The 20,345-nt window shown below is 69.7% G+C and carries 14 protein-coding genes, 1 tRNA gene and 1 riboswitch; of the genes, 3 read left to right on the top strand and 12 right to left on the bottom strand.

The window, feature by feature from the left end; genetic code table 11:
• Positions 1 to 13: 13 nt before the first annotated feature.
• Positions 14 to 2,038, bottom strand: coding sequence for a TonB-dependent receptor domain-containing protein (locus RSP45_RS13700; protein WP_415392349.1), 2,025 nt, complete (start codon positions 2,036 to 2,038; stop codon positions 14 to 16).
• Positions 2,039 to 2,298: 260 nt separating this feature from the next.
• Here RSP45_RS13700 and RSP45_RS13695 point away from each other — a divergent pair, with 260 nt between their 5' ends.
• The 3 genes from RSP45_RS13695 to opgC all read left to right on the top strand — a co-directional run bounded on the left by RSP45_RS13695 (position 2,299) and on the right by opgC (position 7,251).
• Entirely contained in the window at positions 2,299 to 3,852 is a 1,554-nt protein-coding gene (locus RSP45_RS13695; RefSeq protein WP_073067306.1) for a glucan biosynthesis protein, read from the top strand.
• Between the two features lie 127 nt (positions 3,853 to 3,979).
• Positions 3,980 to 6,097 carry a glucans biosynthesis glucosyltransferase MdoH gene (mdoH, locus tag RSP45_RS13690; RefSeq protein WP_415392348.1) on the top strand — a complete coding sequence of 706 codons (2,118 nt, stop codon included), beginning with the start codon at positions 3,980 to 3,982 and terminating at the stop codon, positions 6,095 to 6,097.
• Positions 6,094 to 7,251, top strand: a complete 1,158-nt coding sequence (gene opgC / locus RSP45_RS13685; RefSeq protein WP_415392347.1) for an OpgC domain-containing protein — start codon at positions 6,094 to 6,096, stop codon at positions 7,249 to 7,251. Before mdoH ends, opgC begins: the two co-directional genes overlap by 4 nt.
• Positions 7,252 to 7,727: 476 nt before the next feature.
• On the opposite strand, the gene RSP45_RS13680 is transcribed toward opgC, so the two are convergent.
• The 11 genes from RSP45_RS13680 to RSP45_RS13630 form a co-directional block, all read right to left on the bottom strand.
• A tRNA-Ala gene (locus RSP45_RS13680) sits at positions 7,728 to 7,803 on the bottom strand.
• A 318-nt stretch (positions 7,804 to 8,121) separates the two neighbouring features.
• Entirely contained in the window at positions 8,122 to 8,514 is a 393-nt protein-coding gene (locus RSP45_RS13675; RefSeq protein WP_415392346.1) for a thioredoxin family protein, read from the bottom strand.
• 185 nt (positions 8,515 to 8,699) lie between these two features.
• The gene (gene gcvP / locus RSP45_RS13670) at positions 8,700 to 11,534 is read right to left on the bottom strand and encodes an aminomethyl-transferring glycine dehydrogenase (RefSeq protein ID WP_415392345.1); all 2,835 of its coding nucleotides are present in this window, start codon (positions 11,532 to 11,534) and stop codon (positions 8,700 to 8,702) included.
• A gap of 216 nt (positions 11,535 to 11,750) precedes the next feature.
• Positions 11,751 to 12,110 carry a glycine cleavage system protein GcvH gene (gene gcvH, locus RSP45_RS13665; RefSeq protein WP_415392344.1) on the bottom strand — a complete coding sequence of 120 codons (360 nt, stop codon included), beginning with the start codon at positions 12,108 to 12,110 and terminating at the stop codon, positions 11,751 to 11,753.
• 18 nt (positions 12,111 to 12,128) lie between these two features.
• Positions 12,129 to 13,229: a glycine cleavage system aminomethyltransferase GcvT gene (gcvT, locus tag RSP45_RS13660; protein WP_415392343.1), complete on the bottom strand. Its 1,101-nt coding sequence runs from the start codon at positions 13,227 to 13,229 to the stop codon at positions 12,129 to 12,131.
• Positions 13,230 to 13,354: 125 nt separating this feature from the next.
• Positions 13,355 to 13,443: riboswitch (glycine riboswitch) on the bottom strand.
• A gap of 164 nt (positions 13,444 to 13,607) precedes the next feature.
• The gene (locus RSP45_RS13655) at positions 13,608 to 14,126 is read right to left on the bottom strand and encodes a L,D-transpeptidase family protein (RefSeq protein ID WP_073066884.1); all 519 of its coding nucleotides are present in this window, start codon (positions 14,124 to 14,126) and stop codon (positions 13,608 to 13,610) included.
• 91 nt (positions 14,127 to 14,217) lie between these two features.
• Complete coding sequence (locus tag RSP45_RS13650; RefSeq protein ID WP_415392342.1) at positions 14,218 to 15,459, bottom strand: class I SAM-dependent RNA methyltransferase; 1,242 nt, start codon at positions 15,457 to 15,459, stop codon at positions 14,218 to 14,220.
• Positions 15,456 to 17,333, bottom strand: a complete 1,878-nt coding sequence (locus RSP45_RS13645) for an ABC transporter ATP-binding protein (protein WP_415392341.1) — start codon at positions 17,331 to 17,333, stop codon at positions 15,456 to 15,458. Before RSP45_RS13645 ends, RSP45_RS13650 begins: the two co-directional genes overlap by 4 nt.
• Entirely contained in the window at positions 17,330 to 18,616 is a 1,287-nt protein-coding gene (locus RSP45_RS13640; RefSeq protein ID WP_415392340.1) for a CCA tRNA nucleotidyltransferase, read from the bottom strand. The genes RSP45_RS13645 and RSP45_RS13640 overlap by 4 nt, the downstream gene beginning before the upstream one ends.
• Positions 18,613 to 19,239: an NUDIX hydrolase gene (locus tag RSP45_RS13635; protein WP_415394073.1), complete on the bottom strand. Its 627-nt coding sequence runs from the start codon at positions 19,237 to 19,239 to the stop codon at positions 18,613 to 18,615. The genes RSP45_RS13640 and RSP45_RS13635 overlap by 4 nt, the downstream gene beginning before the upstream one ends.
• Complete coding sequence (locus tag RSP45_RS13630; RefSeq protein WP_415392339.1) at positions 19,239 to 20,267, bottom strand: Hsp33 family molecular chaperone HslO; 1,029 nt, start codon at positions 20,265 to 20,267, stop codon at positions 19,239 to 19,241. The genes RSP45_RS13635 and RSP45_RS13630 overlap by 1 nt, the downstream gene beginning before the upstream one ends.
• Positions 20,268 to 20,345 lie beyond the last annotated feature (78 nt).

Below are 20,345 nucleotides of genomic sequence, written 5' to 3'. Positions count from 1 at the left end.
CCCGCCGGGCGGTTCAGAAATCCATCTTCACGCCCAGGGTCACGGTCCGCCCGGGGGCGTAAACAGGCTGCACGCCGCGCGGGTCGAACTGGACGTAGCTGGACCGCTCGTAATAGGTCTCGTCCAGCAGGTTATCGACATTCAGGTGAACCGCGATGTTCTGGTAGTTCTGCGGTCGCCATTCGCCATACACATTGACCACAGTATAGGAGTCGTGGTCCTCGAACCCGGCTGCCCGCATCTCGGCAGTGGACAGCTTTCCGGCCCACTCGAGCGTGGCCCCGACCTTGAGATTGTACTGCGGGATCTCCTGGTCGACGAACAGCGTCGCCAGCTTGCCGACCGGCACCACGGTCCCGCCCTGCGGCAGGATGCCGTTGCCGTCATAGCTCACGTCCGCCTTGGTGAAGCTGGCGCCGACACGCCCGGTCCCCCAGCTGTAGTTCCCTTGCAGGGTAAAGCCCTTGCTGCGGTATTCCTCGGCATTTTCCAGCCGGTAGTCGCCCGGCGTCGGGCTGGTCGGGCGGGCTGTGTCATAGATGCCCAGCCCCCGCAGCCTGGTGTCGAAGAAGGTCAAGTTCCCGGTCCAGTCGCCTTGGTTGACGTTCAGCCCGACCTTGGCGTTGGTAGCCGTGGCCGGCTCGAAATCGGGATCCACGCCGAAATCCGCCTCACGCGCGTGCAGCAGCCCGTATTCGCCGATGCTGTAGCCCAGCCAGGTCCGCGACGCGCCGCCGAAGACCTCGTATCCTTCAGCGAACTCATAGGCCACGGTGCCGTTCACGCTAGCGCCGCTGTCGGTGTGGCGCGCGCCGTTCCAGTCAGTGAAACGGTGGTGGTCCAGCCGCAGGCCGGTGGACAGGTCGATGCCGTTATCGAACTCGAAACGACCTTGGACGAAGGCGCCGATCTGCATGGTCTCGATCGACCACAGCCGGCGGTTGGTGGCACCGTAGTTGTCGATGTCGTAATCGTCATAGGCCCAGTCCAGCCCGGCGGTGATCTTGCCCTGGCCCATGGTGTAGGTGTTCTTCAGCACCCCGCCGACGGAATGCGAATCCAGGATCATGTCGCCGTTGAAGCCCGTGGCATAGTCGTTACGCCAGTATTCGTTGCGGGCGAAATACAGCATCGCTTCGGGGTCCCAGACATCGGTGGGCGCGGTCGAGCTGTATCTCAGCGACACGGTACTGCGCGTCACCTTCAGCGGATAGACATTGCGATCGACCGGCCGCTCGGGGCTGGTCGGATACAGGTCCATGTTCATCTTGATGACGCGATCGGCGTCGTCCTTGCTGTATTCATAGGCCAGCTCGACGCGATGGCTGTCGACCTCGTAGCCCAGCTTGGCCACGGCGCCCTGGGTCGCCGGCTCGCTGCCCAGAACCTCGTAGCCGTCGCCGTTCTCGTAGTTCTTGCCGTTGGCGGCGTGGAGCATCACGAACCAGTCGAAGCCGGCATGAATCCCGTAACCGGCAAGTGAGCCCGCGACGCCGCGCCCGTTCGAGCCGTAGGAGAGGCCCGCCCGGCCACCTTGGGTGCGGCCATCGGTCAGCATGTCGCGCGCGCCGACGGTTTCATAGCGCAACGCCCCTGCCGCCGCGGCGAAACCGGCATCGGCAGCGGCGGCCCCTGCCTCGACCTCGACCGACCTCAGGAACGCCGGGTCGATCACGTTCGAGCCGGTATGGTGCCAACTGGTGACGCCCTGCGGTACCCCGTCCACGGTCACGGCGAGGTTCGACTGTTCCATCCCGAACACGTGGATGCGCTTGGACGGGCCGGCGCCGCCGGACACCGTCACCGCCGATTCGCGGGCGAACAGCTCGGACGGGTCGGCGGGTTGCAGCGCCTCGATGTCCTCGCGGGTGACGACCACGCCGCCGGTGGCCTCGATGTTTTCCTCGCCATCCGCGACCAGCGTGATCGGGGCCAGGACGATCGGCGCGCCGGTGGCGGGCTCTTGCGCGAGCGCCGCGCTTTGGACCAGCGCCAGGGTCGAAACCCCCGCCAGCGGCAACAGTCGGTGAATCAGCATGACTTCCCTCGTCGTTGTGATGGAAGGCGTGGCTGGAAACCCGTAGCTGCGTATTCCTGATTGATTGTGTCAGATACAGATGCAAGGGACGCGGCGCAAGAAATTCCTGCAGGCGCGGAACCCGGCTGATTTCCGCCGGTTAGGGCTGCGTGCGGCGGCGTTTCGTTGCCGTCCGGCGCCGGACTCAGCGGCAATCTTGCGGCCATGGGGGGCATTCACTAATGGTCGCGGGCGGTTGTGAAATTGCAGGCAGGATTCGGGTGAAGCGGCGTTATTTCCTGGGCAGCATGACAGCGGCGTTTGCGGGCGCCGCCCTGTCGCCGCAACTGGCGGCGGCGCAGGATGCGGCGCTGGACGCCGCACCCGCCCCGGCCCCCGACCCCTTCGGCTTCGAAGAGGTGGCGCGGATCGCCGGCGACCTGGCGCGCGCGCCTTATGTCGAACCGCCCTCGACCCTCGCCGCGCCCTTTGCCGATCTGGGCTATGACGCCTATCGCGGCATCCGCTTTCGCCGCGACGCCGACCCCTGGGCCGGGATCCCCGGCTTTGGTCTGGACCTGCTGCCGCCGGGGATGCTGTTCACCCGTCCGGTGCGCATCAACCTTGTGGACAAGGGCGTGGCGCGGCCGCTGCCCTTCGACCCCTCGGTCTTCGACTTCGACGCCAACAGCTTTCCGCCCGACGCCGCGCAGATGCCGGCCGGCGACATGGGCTGGTCGGGGTTCCGGCTGCGTTCGGCGCTGAACCGGCCGGGCTATCTGGACGAGCTCGCGGTGTTCCAGGGCGCCAGCTATTTCCGCGTGCTGGGCCGGGGCAACCGCTACGGGCTGTCGGGGCGCGGGCTGGCCCTTGGCACCGCCAGCCCCGAGGGCGAAGAGTTTCCCGCCTTTGACGAGTTCTGGATCCACACCCCCGACACCGATGCGGGCACCGTCACCGTGCACGCGCTGCTCAACAGCCGCTCGGTCGCCGGCGCGTTCGAGTTCGTGATCCAGGGCGGCACCGACACGCTGGTCGCCACCCGCGCCGCGCTGATTCCGCGCCGGGACCTGACCGAGGTGGGGATCGCGCCGCTGACCTCGATGTTCTGGTTCGGGCCGGGCGACCGCGGCAATTTCGACGACTATCGCCCGGCGGTCCACGACAGCGACGGGTTGCAGATGCTGACCGGCACCGGGCAGCAGCTGTGGCGAGTGCTGGCCAACCCCGCGACATTGCAGATGTCGGCCTTTGCCGACCGCGATCCGCATGGGTTCGGGCTGATGCAGCGCGGCCGCGACTTTGCCCTCTATCAGGACGCCGAGGCGCGGTATGAGCTGCGCCCCTCGGCCTGGATCGAGCCCTTGGGCGGCTGGGGCGAAGGCTCGGTGGTGCTGGTCGAGATCCCGCTGCATTCCGAGTTCCACGACAACATCGTGTCCTTCTGGCGCCCCGCGCAGCCGCTGGCCGCCGGGGTGCGCCATGATTTCGCCTATGTGCAGCATTTCGGCGCCGCCCCGGGCGAAGGTCCGCCGGTGGCGCGGGTGGTGCAGACCCGCTCGGGCCGGGCGATCAACGCCGAAGGCGCGCGCAGCTTCATCATCGACTTCGAACTGGCAGCGTTCGAGGGGCAGCCCGATCCGGTGGCGGTGGTCAGCGCCTCGGCCGGCACGGTGGAACATCCCTATGTGATCCGCCTGCCCGAACAGGGGCTGATGCGGCTGGCCTTCGAGTTCCGCCCCGAGCGTGCCAACCTGGCCGAGCTGAGCGCCCGGCTCGAGGTCGACGACTACGCGGTCAGCGAAAGCTGGCTGTTCCGCTGGACGAGGGAATGACGCGGTGGCGCGCCTGCCGCCCGACAGACCGGCCGCGCCGGCCGGCCGGGCCCGCCCGACGGGGCCGGGGCAGGACGGGTCCGGCCCGGATGGCGCCGCCCGCCGCGCGGGGGCGATGATGTCCGCAATGCCGCTCAACCCGGCGCCCCTGCCGGGGGCGCCGCTGCCGACGATGCTGCCGCCGGTGCCGCCGGAATCGCCGCTGCCGATGCCGGTGCAGGATTTCCGCGCCCTGCCCCCGCCCGGGGCCGGCCCCGCCGGCACCATCGGCCGCGCCCCCCCGCGCCCCGAGGTGCTGGCCGCCCGCACCATCGTCTTTGGCGGCACCGCGCTGATCTCGGCCATCGGCTGCTGGCAGATGCTGGTGGTCTTCGGCAGCGAGATCCAGCCGCTGCAATGGCTGCTGCTGGTCCTGTTCACCCTGACCTTCGGCTGGATCGGCTTCAGCTTCTGCTCGCTTCTGTCCGGACTGGTGGCGCGGCCCCCGGTCACGCCCGCGGACCCCGGCGCCGCCCGCATCGCCATCGTGATGCCGGTCTATCACGAGGACCCCGCCGACAGCCTCGCGCTGCTGGGGGCCCTGGCCGATGAGCTGGCGGCCGAGGGCATGGCTGGCCGCGCCGAGATCTTCGTGCTGTCCGACAGCCACGACCCCGAGGTGTTCGCCGCCGAGACGCTGGCGGTTGCGACGTTGCGCGAGACCTGCCCGCTGCCGGTCTGGTATCGCCGCCGCCCGGTCAACACCGGCCGCAAGCCCGGCAATATCGCCGATTTCATCCGCCGCTGGGGCGGGCGCTACGACCAGATGGTGGTGCTGGACGCCGACAGCGTGGTCAGCGGCCGCATGGTCGCGGAAATGAGCGCGCGGATGTCGGCCGACCCGGCGCTGGCGCTGATCCAGACCATCCCGATGCTGGTCGGCGGGCAGACGCTGTTTTCGCGGGTGATCCAGTTCGCCGGCCGCGTCTACGGCCCGCCCATCGCCCGCGGCGTCGCCGCCTGGTCGGGCGACAACGGCAATTTCTGGGGCCATAACGCGATGATCCGCGTGGATGCGTTCGCCGCCTGCTGCGGCCTGCCCGACCTGCCGGGCGCGCCCCCGTTCGGCGGATCCATCCTGTCGCATGATTTCGTCGAGGCCGCGCTGCTGCGCCGCGCCGGGTGGAAGGTGCGGCTGGACTGGGACCTGCGCGCCAGCTTTGAGGGCAGCCCCCCCACCCTGCTGGACATGGCGCTGCGCGAGCGCCGCTGGGCGCAGGGCAACCTGCAGCACCTGCGGCTGCTGGGCGCGCGCGGCTTTACCGCCGTCAGCCGGGTGCATTTCATCGTCGGCATCCTCGGGTTCCTGATGAGCCCGATCTGGCTGGCCATGATCCTGGTCGGGCTGGCGCTGACCGCCAACGTGATCCTGTCGCGGCCGGAATATTTCCCGCACAGCTACCAGCTGTTCCCCGACTGGCCAACCTTCGATTCCCGGCGGATGATCTGGATCTTTGCCGCCTCGATGACGCTGCTGCTGCTGCCCAAGCTGGTCGCGGTGATCCGGGCCTGGAGCAGGCCGCTCGCCTCGAACGCCGGCGGCCGCTCGCGCGTGCTGGCCAGCGCGCTGTTCGAAACCGTGATGTCGGCGTTGATCGCCCCGGTGCAGATGCTGATCCAGACCCGCCAGATCGCCGAGATCCTGCAGGGGCGCAACTCGGGTTGGGAAAGCCAGGTGCGCAAGGGGGTGATGCCGCCTTGGGGGCTGGTGCTGCGCCGCCATGCCATCCACGTCCTGTCGGGGCTGGCTACGCTGGTGGTGGTGGCGATGCTGTCGCCGGGGTTGGGGATCTGGCTGTCGCCGATCCTGGCCGGGCTGATCCTGTCGCCCGCGATCTCGCGCTGGACGGCCTCGCCGGTGTTCGGCCGCTGGGCGCGGATGGCCGGGCTGCTGGTCACGCCCGAGGAACGCACCCCGCCCGAGGTGATGGCCGCCGCCGTCGCCCATGCGCGGCGGCTGCGCCAGGCCGAGGGCTCGACCGCGCTGCTGGGCCGCGACCCGCAGGCGATGGCGCGCCATGTCGCGATGCTGCCGCCGGTCCCCGAGCTGCCGCCGGCCGAGCGGCTGCCCGCGATCTCGGCCGCCGCCAAGATCGCCGCGGCGGATTCGCAGGCACAGGCGCTTGGCTTTCTTGACCGCAGCGAACGCGCAGCGCTGCTGTCGGACCCGGAACTGCTGCAACGCTGGGCGGCCCTGCCGGCATGAAGCGGGTTCTGGCGCTGGATATGCTGCGCGGCTACGCGCTGGTCTGCATCATGCTGGACCACATGCCGCTGGGCTATCTGCGGCAGGTGACGCTGACCAATTTCGCGCTTTACGACGCGGCCGAGCTGTTCGTGCTGCTGTCGGGGTTCCTGGTCGGGCTGGTCTGGATCAAGGTCGAGGCCGAATCCGGCCTGCGCACCGCGCAGTGGCGGTTTGTCCGCCGCGCCGGGCAGGTGTGGCTGGCGCTGGTCCTGGGCGGCATCCTGCTCGCGCTGGTGTCGCGCGGGCTGCTCGAGGCCGGGCTGCCGCACAAGGCGATCTGGAACCGCTATGCCGAATGGGTGATCGAGGCGCCGCTGAACTATGCTGCGGTGCTGGCAGTGATGTGGCTGCAGCCCAACCTGCTGGATGTGCTGGCGCTTTACGTGGTGCTGCTGGCCTCGGCGCCGGTGCTGGTGCCGCTGCTGCTGCGCTGGCCCTGGGCGTTTGCCACCGGATCGCTGGCGCTGTGGTGGGTGGCAGTGCCGCTGAACGCCATGCTGCCCAACCACCGGGTGCAGGGCGGGCTGCTGTTCAACCCCTTCGGCTGGCAGCTGCTGTTCTATAGCGGGGTGGCGATGGGGGCGTTCCGCCACCGCTTCATGCCGGTGCTGCGCCGCCATTCCGGCTGGCTGACCGCGGTGTCCGCGGTGATCACCCTGTGGTCGCTGGCCATGGTGGCGCTGTGGCGGCTGGGCCCCGAGGGCAAGCAGCTGGCCGACACGATGTGGGAGATGGTCGGGCGGGTCGACAAATGGTCGCTGGCCGGGGCCCGCTTTGTGGCGATCATGGCGGCCAGCTGGCTGGTGGCAGTGCCGCTGGCGGGAATCTTCGCCTGGATGGCGGCGAGCCCGCCGGGGCGGGCGCTGGCCCGGATCGGCCGCGGCGGGCTGCTGGCCTTTGTCGCCTGCGTGATGCTGTCGGTGCTGGGCGATGCGGTGGCGGGCGCCCTGCCCCGGACCATTCCCGCGCGGCTGGCGGTCGACCTGTGGACGATCGCGATCCTGTGGCTGTGCGCGGATCTGTGGCTGACGCTGCGCGAACGCCGCGCGTGCCGGGTAAGGCCCGGGAACCCAGGGACGCGGGACTCGATGTCGCGGGGGTCCGCCTCTTAAAGCCCCGGGCCGCGAGGGCCCGGATCCTCCGGATCAGCGCCTAGTGTTCCCGGAACGGCTTCCGCCCGGCCATAGACGCCCGGGCCAGCTGCGGGCTTTGCTTTCCCACGCTTGGGCCGCCCGCCGGCACCGGCCGGGATCGCAGGAACCAACTGAGTGTCGCGACGCCCAGACAGGCCACGGCGCCGCCCAGCCCATATGCCACCAGCACCCAGAACCACCCCGCCCCCAGAAGCCAGGCGACGAGGGCGGACAGGATTCCGACGGGGATACTGGCCAGCAAGGCAGCCATCAGCGTCTCCGATTCATTCAAGCTCTGGAACAAGACTAGGCAACTGGAGGATGGCTTTACAACTGCTGCTTGAGTAGGATATTAAATATATTGCGCAATTTATCATTCTGACTGTTGCAGTGGTGATACATACGCAAAAACGGCCCGGTAACACCGAGCCGAAACCATCCGAAATCTTGCGATCTGGTGGAGCCGAGGGGAATCGAACCCCTGACCTCATCATTGCGAACGATGCGCTCTACCAACTGAGCTACGGCCCCACAGGCGCGCTATGTGGCGCAAGCCGGTGCCCATGTCAAGCGCCTGTCTTTCGTCGCGATGCGGGGGCTTTCCGCCCCCCACCCCCGAGGATATTTCCCCACCAAAGACGCCCCGCCGTTAACCGGACGTCAAGGAATCGCTGCTAGAGAGGAAGGGCGGTACAGGCGGGGACGCCGATGACCGCCACCGAAGACGCCACTGTCCGCGGGAACGCGTGCCCGCGCGGACAGTGTGCGACTCCGGCCCGTCTTTGGTGCCCCAAATATCCCCGCCGGAGGCATCGCCGGAACGGCGATATCCTCGCGCCGGGACGGTGGTCAGCCCTGCTGGCGCACCCACTCGACCAACTGGCCCGCGGGGCCGGCGCCGGACAGGCGGGCGCGCTCTCGCCCCTCGCGAAACAGGATGAAGGCGGGGATGCCGCGGATGTTCCAGCGTACCGTAGCATCCGGGTTGCGTTCGGTGTCGATCTTGGCCAGCCGCGCCTGGCCCTTGAGCAGGCCGGCGGCCTTTTCGAACTCGGGCGCCATCATCCGGCAGGGGCCGCACCACGGCGCCCAGTAATCCACCAGCAGCGGCAACTCATCGGATTTCGCCGCCTTTTCCAGCGTCTGAAAGTCGACGGAAACCGGTTTTTCCGGGATCAGCGGCGCACCGCAGACCCCGCATTTCGGCCCGGCGGCCAGCCGCTCTTCGGGCAGGCGGTTCATCTGACCGCAGCTCAGGCAGGTGAGTTTCAAATTACCCTCAGAAAATACCGACCAGGTAAAGAAGAATGATCACGACGATCGGAACGCCGAGAAGCCAGGCGATGATCCCCTTCATGTCCGCTATCCTTTTGTTTTCCCATGTCACTCAGGCGCAACGCGGGACCGGACCGGCGGTTCCGCGGGGATCACTCGGCACCCTCTGCATAGGCCTCGACCGGCGGGCAGGTGCAGATCAGGTTGCGGTCGCCATAGGCATTGTCCACCCGCCCGACCGGGGGCCAGTATTTGTCCACCCGGAACGCCCCGGGCGGGAAACAGCCCTGTTCGCGCGAATAGGCGCGGTCCCAGTCGGCGACCAGATCCTCGACCGTGTGCGGGGCATGGCGCAGTGGGCTGTCCTCGGCGGTGATGCGGCCGTCGGCGACCTCGGCGATCTCGTCGCGAATCGCCAGCATCGCGGTGATGAAGCGGTCCAGCTCGGCCTTGGTTTCCGATTCGGTGGGCTCGACCATCAGCGTGCCGGGCACGGGCCAGCTCATCGTGGGGGCGTGAAAGCCGTTGTCGATCAGGCGCTTGGCAATATCATCGACGGTGACGCCATGGTCCGCGAACACCCGCGTGTCCACGATGCATTCATGCGCGACCCGGCCGCGATTGCCCATGAACAGGATCGGGTAAGCATTGCTTAACCGGCTGGCGATATAGTTGGCGTTGAGAATCGCCACCCGCGTCGCCTGGGTCAGCCCGGCCCCGCCCATCATCAGGATATACGCCCATGAAATCAGCAGGATCGAGGCAGAGCCCCAAGGCGCCGCCGACACCGCGCCCTCACCCAGCCGCGGGTCCGCCGGCAGATAGGGCGCCAGATGCGCCTTGACCCCGATCGGCCCCATGCCGGGCCCGCCGCCGCCGTGCGGAATCGCAAAGGTCTTGTGCAGGTTCAGGTGGCTGACGTCGCCGCCGATCTCGCCCGGCTTCACCAGCCCGACCAGCGCGTTCATGTTGGCGCCGTCGATATAGACCTGCCCGCCATGGTCATGGGTGATGCGGCAGACCTCGCGCACCGTGTCCTCGAACACCCCATGGGTCGAGGGGTAGGTGATCATCACCGCCGCCAGCCGCTCGCCGGCCTTGGCCGCCTTGTCGGTGAAATCCTCAAGGTCGATGTCGCCGTTCGGGGCGGATTTCACCACCACCACCTTCATCCCCGCCATCTGCGCGCTGGCCGGGTTGGTGCCATGGGCGCTGGTCGGGATCAGGCAGATGTCGCGGTCCTCGCCGCGGGCCTTGTGATAGGCGGCGATGGTCAGCAGCCCGGCATATTCGCCCTGCGCGCCGCTGTTAGGTTGCAGGGAAAACGCGTCATAGCCGGTGATCTCGCACAGTTTCGCGGTCAGGTCGGCGAACATGCGGTGATAGCCCGCCGCCTGCGATTCGGGCGCAAAGGGATGCAGCGCGCCGAACTCGGGCCAGGTCAGCGGCATCATCTCGGCCGCCGCATTCAGCTTCATCGTGCAGGAGCCGAGCGGGATCATCGCCCGGTCCAGCGCCAGGTCGCGGTCGGACAGGCGGCGCATATAGCGCATCATCTCGGATTCCGCCCGGTTCATCTGGAACACCGGATGGGTCAGGAAATCGCTGTCCCGCAGCAGCTCATCGGGAATCGCGGGCGCAGTGGCGGGCGTGGCCGGGTCCGAGATCCCGAACGCATCCAGCACAAGCGCGATCACCCCCGCGTCGGTGGTCTCGTCGACGCTGATTCCCACGCGGTCGCGGCCGACGCGGCGCAGGTTGATCCCGCGCTGCTCGGCGGCGGCAAGGATGCCAGCCTGCCCCACCCCCACGCGCACGGTGATGGTGTCGAAGAACGCCTCGGGCGCAACCTCGGCCCCCGCCTCGCGCAGCGCATGGGCCAGCGTGACCGCGTTCAGATGCACCCGCTGCGCGATGGCCCGCAGCCCCACAGGCCCGTGGAACACCGCATAGAAGGACGCCATCACCGCCAGCAGCGCCTGCGCCGTGCAGACGTTCGAGGTCGCCTTCTCGCGGCGGATATGCTGCTCGCGCGTCTGCAGCGCCAGCCGATAGGCCTGCCGGCCCGCCGAATCGATGGACACGCCCACGATCCGCCCGGGCATCGCCCGCTTCATCTCGTCGCGGCAGGACATGAAGCCGGCGTGCGGACCGCCATAGCCCATCGGCACCCCGAACCGCTGGGCCGAGCCCACGCAGATATCCGCCCCCATCGCGCCCGGTTCCTTCAGCAGGCACAGCGCCAGCAGGTCGGTCGCCACCACCGCCACCGCGCCTGCATCATGCAGCGCCGCGCAATCGGCGGTCAGGTCGCGGACATGGCCGAAGGTGCCGGGATACTGGAAGATCGCGCCGAACACCGCAGAGGGGTCGCAGTCGCCGGGCTGGCCGCGGATGATCTGAATCCCCAAGGGCGCGGCGCGGGTCTCGATCACGCTGATGGTCTGCGGGTGCAGATGCTCGCTGACGAAGAACGCACGCGCCTTGGATTTCGCGACCCGCTGCGCCATCGCCATCGCCTCGGCCGCCGCGGTGGCTTCGTCCAGCAGGCTGGCATTGGCCACCGGCAGCCCGGTCAGATCCGCGACCATGGTCTGGTAGTTCAGCAGCGCCTCGAGCCGGCCTTGCGCGATTTCCGGCTGATAGGGGGTGTAGGCCGTGTACCAGGCCGGGTTTTCCAGAATGTTGCGCTGGATCGCGGGCGGCGTGACGGTGCCGTAATACCCCTGCCCGATCAGGCTGGTCATCACCTTGTTCTGCGCGGCCACCTCGCGCATCAGTGCCAGCAACTCGCGCTCCGACAGCGCCGGCCAGTCCAGCCGCGCCTGCTGCCGGATCGAGCCGGGCACCGTCTGCTCGATCAGCTGGTCGAGGCTGTCGGCCCCCACCACCTTCAGCATCTCGGCCATCTCGGCGGGCGAGGGGCCGATGTGGCGGCGGTTGGCGAAATCGTCGGGGTCGTAAGAGGTGGGGTTCCAGCGGCTCATGTTTCACTCGCGCAGACAGGCCAGCGGCCGGTTCGATCACGACGGGCACCTGGTCGCGCCCGCCCCTTCTTCCTTGCCGAAATCTCCCGGGGCTGGTGAGCGCCCGGAATAGCAGGCGGATCGGAAAACAGTCCACGAGGCTGTTTTCCCGCCGAACGGTCCGGTGGACTGTTCCCAGCGAACCAGGCGACGGCAGCGCCCGGTCCGGCGGCCCGCTCAGCCGATCAGCGCCTGATAGGCGGCCTCGTCCATGAAGCCGTCCAGCGTCACGCCATCGGCCGGCTTGATACGGAAGAACCAGGCGGCCAGCGCGTCCTCGTTCACCTCGCCCGGCGCATCGGCCAGCGCGTCGTTGACCGCGGTGATCACCCCGGCGATCGGGGCCGCGATGTCGGATGCGGCCTTGACCGATTCGATCACCACGATCTCTTCGCCCGCCTCGACCTCGCGCCCGACCTCGGGCAGCTCGATGAACACCACGTCGCCCAGCTGCTCGCTGGCATGGGGGGTGATGCCGACGACGATCTCGTCGCCCTCGGCGCGCAGCCATTCGTGGTCTTCGGTGTATTTCAGCATGTCTCGCCTCGGGTTGGATCAGCGTTTGTAGGTGGTCTTGACGAAGGGCATGGGCACGACACGCAGCTTCTGCCGCTTGCCGCGCAGCTCGGCGTAAAGCACGGCGCCGTCGGGGATCCCGGAGGGCAGCGTCGCCATCGCGACCGGCCCGCCGACCGAGGGGCCGAAGCCGCCCGAGGTGACATGGCCCAGGGGCTCGCCGCCCTCGGCCCCGGCAAAGATCGCCACCCCCTCGCGGATGGGGGCGCGGCCCTCGGGCATCACCCCGCGGCGGGAATGGGCGGCCGCGCCCAGCTCCGGCAGGATCACATCGGCGCCGGGGAACCCGCCCGCCCGCACCCCGCCCGCCCGGCGGGCCTTGGGGATGGCAAAGCTCACCCCCGCCTGCGCCGGCGTCACATCCTCGCCCATGTCGTTGCCGTAAAGCGGCAGCCCGGCCTCGAGCCGCAGCGAATCGCGCGCCCCCAGCCCCACCGGCGCCACCTCGTCCAAGGCCAGCAGCGCGCGGGCGAAATCGACGGCGCGATCCTCGCGCAGGCTGATCTCGAACCCGTCCTCGCCGGTATAGCCCGAGCGGCTGACCCACAGCCGCGCCCCGTCCCATTCCAGATCCGCCACGTCCATGAAGCGCATCTCGGCCACCCCCGCCACCAGCGAGGCCAGCGCCGATTCCGCCGCCGGCCCCTGCAGGGCCAGCAGCGCGCGGTCGCCAACCACCTCGGGGTGCAACCCGTGGGCGGCCAGATGCGCGATGTCCTTGTCGGCGCAGGCCGCGTTCACCACCAGCAACAGGTGGTCGCCCTTGTTGGCGATCATCAGGTCGTCGATGATCCCGCCGCGGTCGTTGGTGAACAGTCCGTAACGCTGCCGCCCGGGGGCGAGGCCCACGATATCGGCGGGCACCAGCCGCTCCAGCGCCTCGGCCACGCCGGGGCCGCGCAGGATCAGCTGGCCCATGTGACTGACGTCGAACAGCCCGGCGGCGGCGCGGGTGTGCTGGTGCTCGCCCAGAACGCCCAGCGGATACTGCACCGGCATTTCCCAGCCGGCATAGGGCACCATGCGGGCGCCCAGTTCGATATGCAGGTCGTAAAGCGGCGTCCGGCGCAGCTCGGTCATGGCATCCCCCTTGGCGGCCAGCGGCCGCGTGTCGATGCCCCCTCTGTCCCTGCCCCGGTCAAGGACCGCGGGGCGCCTGAGATCGTTATCCCTTCGGCGGGCCGGACGGCCGCTCTTCAGAGTTCTATGCGGAAACGGTCTTTTTGCCTGAGAGTTTACCGGGGCGGTTGCTCCTTCGGCCCTGGCCTGCGCCAGCGTCTCCCGATTTCCACGACTTTGGTATCAGCCGAACTGCCGCTGTGGCAAGGTTTTTTTAGGCGCCCCGCGCCAAGCAGAGCCTGCGGCGCGCCCCCGCCGCAGGGCTTCTTTCTGGTCCAAATACCCAACTTGGGCACCCCCGGGGCCGGCCGCACCGCGGCGGCACCCCGGGCAGGATGGTCACGGATAGATCACGATCGGGACCCCGACCCGCACCATCGAGAAGATCTCTTCGATCTCGTCGTCGTTCACGGCGATGCAGCCGGCGGTCCAGTCGCGCGCCTTTTGCTGGCGCCCCCAGGGGCCACGGCCGTGAATCATGATGTCGCCGCCCGGCGGCTGGCCCAGCAGCATGGCGCGGTCGCGGTCGTCCTGCTGCGGATAGGAAACCCCCAGCGACAGGTGATACTGGCTGTTGGGGTTCTGGCGGTCGATGAAATAGACCCCCTCGGGGGTGCGGCCATCGCCCTCGCGCTGCTTGTGCCCGACCGGCTGGAACCCCAGCCCGATGTCGTACTGCTTGATCGCCTTGCTGCCGCTGAGCAGATACATCTTTCGCTCGCCCTTCTTGACCGTGATCTGCGTCACGGGCGGGCCGTCATAGCTGCGGAACTTGCCCTGCGGCTGCGACTTGGAGGAACAGGCCGCCAGCCCGCCAAGCGCCGCCAGCGCAATAAAACTGCGTCGTGTGGTTCTCATCACTGCCCCAGATTCGCTTTATGCGAGTTATTGGTTCAGGGAATACCACGACCGGCGGTTTTTCGCCAACGACAACTCGTCGCAATTTTCACTATCTCGACGGGCGCTGTCGCATGAAGGCCGCAGTCAGCTCGACATGCGGCGACCAGCGGAACTGGTCCACCACCCCCACCGGGCCGATCGCATAGCCGCCCTCGATCATCCGCCGCGCGTCGCGGGCGAATGTCACCGGGTCGCAGCTGACCCAGGCGACCAGCGGCACCAAGGATTCGGCCAGTGCTGCCGCCTGCGCCGCCGCCCCGGTCCGCGGCGGGTCGATCACCACCGCGTCGAACCGGGCCAGTTCGTCGGGCAGCAGCGGGCGGCGGGCAAGATCGCGGGTCTCGGTCGTCACCCGCCGCAGCCCCGGCGCCGCGCGCCAGCCCGCATCCAGCGCAGACAGCGGCGCGGCCAGCCCCTCGACCGCATGGACCTCGGCCCGCTCGGCCAGTGGCAGGGTGAACGTGCCCGCCCCGGCGAACAGGTCGGCGATTCGCGCCGCATCGCCGACGATGGCGCGCACCGCGGCCAGCAGCGCCGCCTCGCCCTCGGCGGTCGCCTGCAGGAACCCGCCCGGCGGCAGCACCACCCTTGCCCGGCCGAACTGGACCTCGGGCGGGCGCAGCAGCAACGGTTCATCCCCCCAGACCAGCCGCGCCCAGCCGGCCTCGCGCGCGAGCGCCGCCAGCTGCGCAAACAGCCCCGGCTCCATGGGTTTGCCGCCCTGGACCGCCACGTCCAGCCCAGCCAGCGTCTCGGTCACCGTCAGCGCCAGCTCGGCCGAGCGCGAGCCGCCCATCACCACCAGCCGCCGCAGATCCGGCAGCGCCGCGATTATCGCCGGCCGCAGCACCATGCAGTCGGCCAGATCGACCACCACATCCGAAAAACGCCGGTGAAACCCCAGCAGAGCGCCCTTTTTCGTGCGCCGTCCCGACAGCACCGCCCGCCGGCGCGAGCGCGGGGGCGAGACATGGGCCAGCGCGACCGGCGCCGCGATCCCCTGCGCCGCCAGCGCAGCCTGAACCACCCCAACCTTCCAGCTCGCCACGAAATCGTTGCTGCCGTGCATCAGCGCGCAGCCGCCGCAGGCGCGGTAATGTGGACAGGCCGCCGCCACCCGCTGGGCCGAGGGCGCCACGGTCCGCGGCGCCGCGATGCGGCCGTCCTCGGCCTCGCCCTCGATCTCTTCGCCGGGCAGGGTCAGCGGCGCCAGCGCCCGCGCCTCCCCCGCGACCGCGACCGCGACGCCATCGCCGCGCCTTCCCAGCCGCTCGATCCGCCAGCGGGTCATTCGGCGGCCCGGCTGTCCGCCTCGGCCGCAGCAGCATCCTCGTCCGGCTCGGTCCCCAGGAACCCGCCCGACTGCCGGTTCCAATAGCGCGCGTAAAGCCCGCCCAGCGCCAGCAATTCCTCGTGCGTGCCCTGCTCGGCGATGCGGCCCTCGTCCATCACCACGATCCGGTCCATCTCGGCGATGGTGGACAGGCGGTGGGCGATGGCCAGCACGGTCTTGCCGCGCATGACGCGGGCCAGCGAATCCTGCACCTGCGCCTCGACCTCGCTGTCCAGCGCGCTGGTCGCCTCGTCCAGCACCAGGATCGGCGCATCCTTGAGGAAGGCGCGGGCCAGCGCGATCCGCTGCCGCTGCCCGCCCGAGAGCTTGACCCCGCGTTCGCCCAGATGCGCGTCATAGCCCTGGCGTCCGGCCGAATCCTGCAACCGCAGGATGAAGTCATGCGCCTCGGCCGCGCGGGCGGCGGCGATCATCTCGTCCTCGGTGGCGCCGGGGCGGCCGTACAGGATGTTGTCGCGGGCCGAGCGGTTGAACATCGCGGTTTCCTGGGTGACCATGGCGATGTTGCGGCGCAGGGATTCCTGGGTGACCTCGCGCACATCGGCGCCGTCCACCCGCACCGCGCCACTTTCCACGTCATGCAGCCGCAGCAGCAGCGATACCAGCGTCGATTTCCCCGCCCCCGAGGCGCCGACGATGCCGATCCGCTCGCCCGGCGCGACATGCAGCGACAGATCGTCGATCCCGCCAGAGCCGCGGCCATAGGCAAAGCTGACGTGATCGTAGACCACATCCCCACGCAGCCGGTCCAGCCCGACGGCATCGGGGGCATCGACCAGCGTATGCGGGGGCGACAGGGTCTGCATCCCGTCCTCGACCTCGCCGATCGAACCCCAGATCCCCATCAGCGCCATGCTGACCCAGCCGGTCATCTGCGCCAGCCGCATGGCAATGGCGCCCGAGGCCGCGACGTCGCCCGGCGTCGCCAGCCCCTGCCGCCACATCAGCACCGTGCCGCCGACCAGCAGCACCGGCAGGAACCCCGCCACCACGGTCAGCGACAGGCGGAACCAAGTGTTCAGCCGGCCAAAGTCGATGGCGCGGTCGCGGAACGTCTCCATCGCGCCCAGCGCCACCTGATCCTCATAGTCGGCGCTGGCGAACAGCTTGACGGTCTTGATGTTGGTGATGGTGTCGACGACCTGCCCGGTGATCATCGCCCGCGCGCTGGCCCGCCCCTTGGACTGCGCCCGCACCCGCGGCAGGAAGAACCGGATCAGCGCCAGATAGGCCAGCAGCCACACCACCAGCAGCAGCGCGCCCCAGCTGTCCACCGACACCAGATAGATCGCCGAGCCCAGCACCGCCGACAGCGCAAAGGTGGCGGTGTTGACCATCTCGCTGGCCACGTCGGTCACCGCGCGAGCGGTCTGCATCTGCTTTTGCGCGATGCGTCCGGCAAAGTCGTTGTCAAAGAAGGTGACCGAATGGCCCATCGTCCAGCGATGCAGCCGCGACAGCACCAGCGGCAGCACGTTCGGCCCGATGATCACGTTCGAGGTCGCAGAGGAAAACCCCATGATCGCCGGGCGCACCACCAGGAAGAACCCGGCAAAGGCGGCCATGATCCAGAAATGCCGGGCGCCCAGCGCCCCGCCCGCCTGCGCCACCGAATCGACGACCAGCCCCAGCAGCATAGCCGAGGCGACCTCGGCCGCCCCCGACAGCGCCGAGGCCAGCGCCGCCACCCCCAGCCCCGGCCAGGCCCCCGACAGCGCCCAGCGAAAGAACGCCAGCAGCGTGCGCGGCGGCGGGCCGTCGGCGGGACGGAAGGCGTCGATCAGCCGCTCAAAGGTGGCGTGCAGCTTCATGTCCCGTCTCCTGCCTGCAAGGCCACATCCACCAGCGCCGCGGCGGGCAGCCGGAACCCCGAGCCGATCCACGCCACCTCGGCAGCCTTGAGCCCGCGCCCCAGCGCCGGCCCCGACAACCGCCCCGCAAGATCGGCGGCCGAGATCGGCAGCACCTGCGCCGCGGCAAAACCGATGCGCTCGCGCCAGTCCGCGGGCAAGCCCTCGCCGCGCGACGCGCGCAGCAGCGCCAGTTGCACCGCCCGCGCCTCGCCCAGCCGATAGGCGGCCTCATCCAGCGGCAGGGTCGAGTGCAATTCTTCCTGCACCCGCGCCTCGGCCCGCGACAGCCGCAGGGCGCCGGCCGCGTCCTCTGCCCCCAGCGCCGCCAGCCGCAGCTGCCAGTCCATCTTCTGTCCGGAAATATCCCGGGGCTTCCGAGCGCCAGGAAAACAGTCCGGTGGACTGTTTTCAGGGAGGAAGGCCGCGGCAGCGGCCCGAGGGCAGCGCCCCGGTCCGGCGGCGCCGTCAAGCGCCACCGCCTCCAACGCGGAAAGCCTCGCGGCGTCCGCCCCCGGCAGCAGCTGCGCCAGCACCCCGGCCGCCTGCATCAGTGCCACCGCCTCGACCGGATCCGGTGCCGACAGCAGCTTGCGCATCTCGGCCCCGATCCGCTCGCGCGAGATCCTTGCCAGACCCGCCGCGTGGCGGGCGCAGGCGGCCAGCGCCGCCGGGTCGGCGCCGCCCTTGCGCCCATACCAGGCGTGGAAGCGGAAGAAGCGCAGGATGCGCAGGTAATCCTCGGCGATGCGCTGGTCGGGGTCGCCGACAAAGCGCAGCCGGCGCGCGGCCAGATCGGCGAGCCCGCCCACGGGGTCGATCACCTCGCCCTCGGCATCAGCGTAAAGCGCGTTGATGGTGAAGTCGCGGCGCGAGGCGTCGTCCTCGAGCCGGTCGGAAAACGCCACTTCGGCACGGCGGCCATCGGTCGCCACATCGCGGCGAAAGCTGGTGACCTCGAAGCCGCGGCCGTCCGCCACCACCGTGACGGTGCCGTGGTCGATGCCGGTCGGCACCGGCTTCAGCCCGGCGGCGGCGGCGCGTTCCATCACCAGTTCGGGGCGGGCATCGGTGGCGATGTCGATGTCGCTGACCGGCTCGCCCAGCAGCGCGTTGCGCACGGCGCCGCCGACGATCAGCGCCCGCGCGGGCGCCAGCGCCGCCAGCACCCGGCGCAGCGCCGGATCGCCGGTGATCGCCTCGGGCAGCGTCGTGCCAGCCGGGGTCGCGCCCGCAGTCGTCATGCCCGCAGCCTTCGCGCCAGCGCCAGCAGCACCCGCGCCGTCGCGCCCCAGATGTAATGCGGGCCATAGGCGGCGACGTGGTAGGAGCGCCAGTCGCCCCGCCACTGCCGCCGTTCCAGCCGATAGCGCGCGGGGTCGGCAACGTGGTCGAAGGGAACGGTGAACACCTCGTCGACCTCGCCCGCCTCGGGGATGGGGGTGAAGGGGCCGCGGATCATCGCCAGCACCGGGAACATGGCGAATCCGGTGACGGTGCGGTGGGGGGACAGCACACCCAGCACCTCGACCTGCGCCGGGTCCAGCCCGACCTCTTCCCGCGCCTCGCGCAGGGCGGCGGCGACCACATCGGCGTCGCCGGGATCGACCTTGCCGCCGGGCAGCGCGATCTGGCCGGGGTGGTGGCGCAGGCCGCTGGCGCGCTTGGTCAGCACCAGCCGCCCGTCGTCATGGAACGCCGCCAGCACCCCCGCCGGGCGCTCGCCCAGATCCGCGGGGATCGGCCAGTCGGTATCGAAATCCGAGGTCGGCCCCACCGCCGACGAGGCCGCCGTGGACAGCGCCGTCAGCAGCCTGTCGCGGACCGCCGGCGGCCGGAAAGCGGGCGGACTGGCAGGCGGCGACATCAATCCCGCCCCTCCTCCTGCATCGCGGGCAGGGGGTTGCCGTCGGCGTCCACCGTCGCCTCGAACCCCAGCGAGGCCGGGTCGAATTCGTAATGCGCGCCGCAGAACTGGCAGTCGGCGGTGACGGTGCCGGCGTCGGTGGTCATGTGGGCGATGTCCTTGGCCGAATAGATCGACAGCGTGCCGCGCACCCGGTCGGCGGAGCAGGAACATCCGAATTCGACCCGTTGCGGGTCGAAGACGCGCGGGGTTTCCTCGTGGAACAGCCGCACCAGCAGATCGGTGGGCGCGACGGTGGGGCCGATCAGCTCCATCGGCTCGACGGTGGCCAGCAGGTGGTTGGCGCGGTTCCAGTCCTCGGATTCCGCGCCCTGCAGGATGTCGGCGGCCTCGATCAGCCCGCCCTCGCCCGAGCCGCCCTCGCCCGCCGGCATCGGCTGCGCCGGCAGCGTCTGCAGCATCACCCCGCCCGCACGCCACTGCGTCGATACATCCCCCGCCATCCGGCTTTCCCCATAAGCCAGCGTGAAGGTCGAGGGCAGCTGCTCGGACTGCGCGAAATAGCTGGCCGCGCAGGCCGAAAGCGAGCCCCCGGCCAGCGGCGTGATCCCCTGATAGGGCAGATTGCCCGCGCCCTGGTCGATCAGGATGGCGAAATACCCCTCGCCGATCTGTTCAAAGGGCGGGCGGCCGTCCAGCCGCTCGGCGTCGAAGCTGGCCCAGCCGCGGATGCGCGCGGGCTCGCCCTCGCCCGTGGGGGCGTAGTAGTCGGCGGCCAGCGTGCGGATCGCGCCATTGCCCCGCACCTGGATCGACAGTTTCCAGCGCAGCTTGATGGTCGGGCCGATCAGCGCGGTCAGCAGCGCGACCTCGGCCACCAGCGCCGCCACCTGCGGCGGATAGTCGTGGCGGGTCAGCACATGGTCCAGCACCCCGTCGAGCCGGGCCACCCGGCCCCGCACCCCCGAACGGTCGAGCTGGAACGGCAGGACGGTATCGTCCCAGGCGATCTGGTTGATGCTGCTCATTCTGGCCTTTCGGAAATCCTGCGCGCCCGGCGGGCGCGGCGTCGCTGCCCTATATAAGCGACTTGCGCGCGATCCCAA

Origin of the sequence: Paracoccus sp. SJTW-4 (genome assembly GCF_047716885.1) — a bacterium.
Taxonomy (GTDB): Bacteria; Pseudomonadota; Alphaproteobacteria; order Rhodobacterales; family Rhodobacteraceae; genus Paracoccus; species Paracoccus solventivorans.
The sequence above is the reverse complement of the archived record's forward strand: the minus strand, read 5'-3'. Positions and strand labels throughout refer to the sequence as shown.